The following is a 4,223-nucleotide window of genomic DNA, read 5'->3' on the forward strand; positions in this document are numbered from 1 at the left end:
ATGTCCGGCTGTTTGTCTTTTGAGCAGGCTTTGTTGGGTATTTTTTGTTTTGTTTGACTATAAGAGAAATTCCAGATAAAACAATACGAAAACGTCGTCTGAAAACTGCAATAAGGTTTTCAGACGACGTTTTATTAAGTTAATTCAGGATAGACTGCACTGTTAATAACAGCGGTGTCTTATTTTGTTAAAAAATAACTCAATCCATTGAAAATAATAGAAAATTTTAAATTTGCATTTTATCTTGAATCTTTACTTTGAGTTTCAGAAGCAGATTTGTTTCAAATTTTCAGTTCTACCCTGTGAATTTTTAGCCAATGATATTAGATGCACTCAGCCAAGCAGCCTGACTGTCGTCAAATTTGGCGAACACGGTATTGCTGCTTGCACCTGCCGCTCGGTAGGCGAGGGTTTGAGATACAGAGTCGAAGACGAGGTAAGAACGGCCGGTGTCGTAATAATAAGGATTTTTGACGAACAGTTCCGACCAGCTCACATTTGCCTCGCTGCCGCTTAGCAGGGAACGCATACCGGACAGGTCAAGCTTGTCCATATAAGGGTTGAAATCGGTAATGCGGTCTATACTGCCGTAGCGAATGTCTGAGGTGGAGAAAGCGACGGTATCTTTGCCTGCACCTGTAACGATGGTATCGCTGCCCGAACCACCTGTGAGGTAGTCGTTGCCGTCGCCGCCGTGGAGGTAATCGATCCCGTCTCCTCCATTCAGCCTGTCATCCCCGTCGCCGCCGTAGAGATAGTCGTTTCCGCTGCCGCCCGACAACAGGTCGTCTCCACTCATGCCGTAAAGGGTATCATTGCCGCCATCCCCGTTTAATTGATTGTGGCCGCTGTTGCCGGTAATGGTATTGTCGTCGTAATTGCCGATGCCGAAAGTGTTGTTGCTGCCGGTCAGGGTCAGGTGTTCGACGTAGGTTGGGATTGTGTAGGAAACACTACTATATATCGTATCGACACCTTCTCCCCAGCGTTCAATCACTTTATCATTGATATTGTCCACATAATAATTATCATGACCATCATCGCCACGCATGGTGTCAGCTCCGTTACCGCCGTAGAGATGGTCGTTACCATCCCCACCCATCAGCAGGTCGTTGCCTTCATTGCCGTATAGCGTGTCGCTGCCGCGTCCTCCGCTTAATCGGTTATTGCCGCTGTTTCCCGTCAGAATATTATCGGCGTTGTTGCCGAATGCGAAGGTATTGTCGTTGCCTGTCAGCGTTAGGTTTTCAACGTGGGTTGGTGCGGTATAGGTAACACTGCTATAAATCGTGTCGATACCGCCGTTCGTTTCCTCAATAACCGTATCGTTTACATTATCAACATGATAGACATCATTTCCCAAGCCGCCGGCCATAGTGTCTGCACCGCTGCCGCCGTCTAAAGTATCGTTGCCATAGCCTCCGTCTAGCAGGTCGTTGCCTGCATCGCCGCGCAGGATGTCATCACCTTGTCCGCCGTAAAGTTCGTCGCGATCATCACCACCCATTAATAGGTCGTTACCTTCCATGCCATAGAGTGTGTCGCTACCGCGCCCGCCGCTCAAGCGATTATTGCCGTTGTTGCCGATAAGGCTGTTATCGGCATTGTTGCCAAAGCCGAAGATATTGTCTTTACCTTCTAAAATCAGTTTTTCAACGTGGTTCGGTAATGTATAGGTAACACTGCTGTATATCGTATCGTAGCCTGCATCTGTGTCTTCGACGACTGTATCTTTTACATTATCTACATAGAAAGTATCGTTTCCCTTTCCTCCGAGCATGGTGTCGATACCCGTACCGCCATATAAGATATCTTCCCCGTCATGCCCAGATAGAAAATCGTTTCCGCTTCCACCATTCAGAACGTCGTTGCCGCCTAGTCCGTCAAGTCGGTCATCACCATCGTCACCCCATAGATAATCGTTGCCATTTCCACTAAGCATCAGATCATTGCCGCCTTTGCCATATAGACGGTTGCCGTTGGAATTGCCCGATATAACATTGTCTGCATCATTGCCGATACCTAACATACTGTTGCCCTGTAACTTCAGATCTTCGACATGTTCCGGTAAGGTAAAGTCGGTGCTGCTATAGATTAAATCGCGGCCTTCGTTTTCACGCTCAATGATGGTATCGCCCGCATTTTTACTGTAGTAAGTATCGTTCCCTAAACCACCGTAGAATATGGTATGTCCCGTACTACCATATAAAGTATCATTACGGTCCGTACCGGTAATAACGACGGATTGGTTGTTTTTTAAAGAAAGCAATGTATCAGCCATAATAGTTCTCCTGTGGAAAAATGGACGGGAAGAGTGAATAATAAATTTATATCTATTTGACATTAAATAGATTTTTCTTATATGGCATGATGTCGATTGTATCGGGGAAAACAATAACGGAGAAGATGTAATAATTTAATATATTGTTTAATATGTTAATTTAAAATTAGAAATAATTAGGTGAAACATTTGGTGTGCCGATAATAGGGAAAGTAAAACTGAAAAAGTCGTCTGAAAACTGTTTTTCAGACGACCTTTTGTCGTTTTATCACTCAAGAAAGCGATGGAATTACGACCGAATCTGCCCGTCGCCCAACACAATCCATTTCTGCGAAGTCAGCCCGTGCAGACCGACGGGGCCGCGGACGTGGATTTTGTCGGTGGAGATACCGATTTCCGCACCGAGGCCGTATTCGAAGCCGTCGGCGAAGCGGGTGGAGGCATTGACCATGACGCTGGCGCTGTCGACCGTGCGCAGGAAGGTGCGGGCGTCGGTGTAGGATTCGGTTACGATGCTGTCGGTGTGGTGGCTGCCGTGGGTGTTGATGTGGGCGACGGCTTCTTCGAGGCTGTCGACGATTTTGACGGAGAGGATGGGGGCGAGGTATTCGGTGTCCCAGTCTTCTTCGGAGGCCGTCTGAATGTGGGGCAGGATGGAAAGGGTACGCGGGCAGCCGCGCAGCTCGACGTCGCGGGCGGCGTATTTTTCTGCCAATACGGGCAGGATTTCGGCGGCTCGGCTTTGGTGGACAAGCAGGGTTTCCATGGTGTTGCAGGTGCCGTAGCGCGAGGTTTTGGCGTTGAAGGCGATGTTGACGGCTTTTTCGGCGTCGGCGGCGCGGTCGATATAGACGTGGCAGATGCCGTCGAGATGTTTGATGACGGGCACGCGGGCTTCTGCGGCGATGCGGGAAACCAGCGACTTGCCGCCGCGCGGAATGACGACGTCGATAAACTCGGGGCTTTGCAGCATGGCGCCGACGCTTTCGCGGTCGGTGTTTTCAATCAGGCTGACGGCTGCTGCGGGCAGGCTGTTTTCAACTAACGCCTGCGTAATCAGTTTGGAAAGCGCCATATTGCTGTTAAAGGCTTCGCTGCCGCCGCGCAGGACGCAGGCGTTGCCGGATTTGAGGCAGAGGGCGGCGGCATCGACGGTTACGTTGGGTCGGGATTCGTAAATGATGCCGACAACGCCCAGCGGGACGCGCATTTTGCCGATTTGCAAGCCGTTTTCGCGGGTGCGGAATTCGTCCATTTCGCCGACGGGGTCGGGTAGGGCGGCAATCTGGCGCAAACCTTCGCACATGGCGTCTATGGTTTTTTCGGTCAGCCGCAGGCGGTCGAGCAGGGCGTCGTTCAAACCTTTCTGTTCGGCTTGTTCCATATCTTGGGCGTTGGCGGCGAGGATGGCGGTTTGATGGTGTTTGATGAGTTCGGCGGTGCGCAGGAGCGCAGCGTTTTTTTGCGCGGTTTCGGCGGCAGCGACAGTATAGGAAGCCTGCTTGGCGGCGGACGCAGTGTGGCGGACGTAGTCTTGGATGTTTTGCATGGTGTTTCTTCGGGAAAAGTGGGAATGGGTTGATGATAAGGTCGTCTGAACGGGAATTCAATACAAAACTGGGTGAAGGCAGCTCTAACTTGCGGTTTGTTTCACGGCAGTATGGAGTTTCGAGGTCAATGGTGGAAAGGTCGTCTGAAAATTTGGAAGTGGGTTTCGGGCGGCAGTGGGTCGGGCATTTATTCTCACTTCCGCATAGGCAGGAACGGGAATAACGATGGTGGATAAACACCGTATCGGGAATGGGTAGATTTCGTGGGCAAAGCCCACGCTACTTCTGTTTGAAAAGATAGGGCGAATGAAAACAAGAAGCCTCTATGCCGTCATTCCCGCGCAGGCGCACTACTGTCCGGAATAAAAATCCCCCACCCAAACAAAAAGGTT

General features: G+C 50.1%; 2 protein-coding genes. Both read right to left on the reverse strand.

All coding sequences use genetic code 11. The features are described from left to right. Nucleotides 1-310: 310 nt before the first annotated feature. A complete protein-coding gene (locus F9B91_RS12060) occupies nt 311-2,281 on the reverse strand; it encodes a calcium-binding protein (RefSeq protein ID WP_150923301.1) in 1,971 nt (656 codons plus the stop codon). A gap of 289 nt (nt 2,282-2,570) precedes the next feature. Continuing rightward, entirely contained in the window at nt 2,571-3,830 is a 1,260-nt protein-coding gene (locus F9B91_RS12065) for a glutamate-5-semialdehyde dehydrogenase (protein ID WP_150923302.1), read from the reverse strand. Nucleotides 3,831-4,223: the final 393 nt, after the last annotated feature.

Source organism: Streptococcus mitis, assembly GCF_008763935.1.
Lineage (GTDB): Bacteria > Bacillota > Bacilli > Lactobacillales > Streptococcaceae > Streptococcus > Streptococcus mitis_DB.

Excerpts from the sequence above, each read along its gene's own strand:
- F9B91_RS12060 (WP_150923301.1), bottom strand. The coding sequence starts at position 2,281 with ATGGCTGATACATTGCTTTCTTTAAAAAACAACCAATCCGTCGTTATT.
- F9B91_RS12065 (WP_150923302.1), bottom strand. The coding sequence starts at position 3,830 with ATGCAAAACATCCAAGACTACGTCCGCCACACTGCGTCCGCCGCCAAG.